We start from the raw sequence: 1,393 nt of genomic DNA on the forward strand, positions 1-1,393 counted from the left end.
TGCGGGCGATCAGGAGCGAGCCGAGGCCGAGGGCGACAGCACCTCCCGAGAGCAGCAGCCAGGAGCCGGTCTCCACTCCGGTGGAGGGGAGGCCGCCGGGGCCGGTCGGCGCGGTGATCGGCGCGGCCGTGGCGGTCGGTCCGGCCGTCGGCACGACGGTGGGCTCCGGGGTCGACGTGGGCTCCGGGGTCGACGTGGGCTCGGGGCTCACGGTCGGCTCGGGCGTCGCGGTGGGCTCGGGCGTCGCCGTCGGCTCAGGCGTCGCCGTCGGCTCGGGAGTCGCGGTCGGCTCCGGTGAGCCGGTCGGCTCCGGCGTCGGCGTGGGCTCCGGGGTCCCCGGCAGCTCGACGGCGGCGCCCTCCGGCGCCACGGCGAGCAGCGCCCGGGCGACGTCGCTGAACGCTCCGACCGGGTGGTTGCGGAACACCGGCGAGGTGCCGAAGAGGAAGCCCTCGGTGCCCGACTCCGTCGAGAACGAGACGGCCGAGGCCTGCCCGGCCGCGTCGCTCCGGGACTGCCCCTCGGAGTCGACCCAGTGCCCGGCGACGAACGTGCCGTCCTCCGAGTAGCTCTGCTCGACCGCGACCGACTCGTCGAAGCCGGCGAACCACAGTGCCGGCGAGACGAACGCGGTGTCCTGCGGGTAGTCGCCGAGGACTCCGCCGGCGGGCGTCTCGACCGAGACGATGCCGTTGGAGCCGCTGGTGCCGGTCTGCGCGGTCAGCTCGGCCAGGCCGAAGTCGGACACGAAGGCCGCTCCAGCGCCGCCGCGGCCGACGACGTCGCCGCCCGCCGTGAGGAACTCCTCGACCACGGTGCGGCCCGCGGCCTGCTCCGGGGTGAAGGAGAGAGCGCGTCCCACGTAGAGCACGTCGGCGCCCTCGAGGGTCGCGGTGCCCGCGGTGAGCGCGGCCGCGTCGACGGCGACCGCGTCGGCGAAGCCGAGCTTGGCCAGCGCGTCGCGGTCCTCGTTCGTGCCGGAGTAGGCGACGCGGAGGGCGTCGAGCGCCTTCCCGTCCTCGGCGCGCACGCGGTCGGCGGTGGTCGCCGTGAAGTCGACGCCGAAGACGGCGGCGGCTCCCTCGGCGGCCGCGAGCCCGGCGGCGTCGGCACGGAGGGCGATCGTGCCGTCCTCGAACTGCTCGAGAGCGACGCCGTCGGCCAGCAGCGCGTTGACGGCCTGGTACTCCAGGACGCCGCGCGGCTCGAAGGCGAGGTAGTCGGCGCCTGCCGGGACGGAGCCGACCGGAGCCACGGCGGTCACCGGCTCCAGGCCGACGGCCGGGAGGGCGTCGGTGGTGGAGCCGATCGCCTGCACGTCGGCGCCCCAGAGGAGCGAGAGGCTCCAGGCCGAGACGTCGTACATCTCGGGCACGCGGCTCGAGATGTCGCT

At 75.9% G+C, this 1,393-nt stretch carries 1 protein-coding gene; it reads right to left on the minus strand.

Annotated elements, in window-relative coordinates:
• The coding region (locus tag C5C63_RS16860) for an LPXTG cell wall anchor domain-containing protein (protein ID WP_146086426.1) at positions 1–1,393 on the minus strand (1,393 nt) is incomplete at both ends.

Source organism: Rathayibacter sp. AY1B8, assembly GCF_002932775.1.
Classification (GTDB): Bacteria; Actinomycetota; Actinomycetes; order Actinomycetales; family Microbacteriaceae; genus Rathayibacter.